General features: G+C 68.4%; 1 pseudogene. It reads left to right on the top strand.

From position 1 onward, the window contains the following. Positions 1 to 297 (top strand): annotated as a pseudogene (locus tag AX737_RS34115) (porin); the annotation flags it as partial.

Genomic DNA, 297 nt, shown 5'->3' on the forward strand with positions numbered 1-297 from the left:
TTCTTCTCGGATGCGGTGCTGAACCCGCTCAGCAACCGCCTCGAGCTGACGCAGAGCTTCTCGGTCGTCGCCTCGATGCTGCACTACTGGAGCCCGACGCTCCGCTCGGCCCTGTTCGGCTCCTACGGCGAGATCGCCTTCGCCCCCGGCGTGCGCGCCGCCCAGGCCTCCTACAACGGCCTCACCGGCACCGGCTTCGCCAGCGTCGGCGCGTTCAACAGCGACTACTACCGCCTCAACGCGATCCTGCGCGACACCTACGCCTTCAACGTGGGCGGCAGCCTGATCTGGTCGCCG

It is taken from the genome of Methylobacterium sp. CCH5-D2, from assembly GCF_001556475.1.
Lineage (GTDB): Bacteria > Pseudomonadota > Alphaproteobacteria > Rhizobiales > Beijerinckiaceae > Methylobacterium > Methylobacterium hispanicum.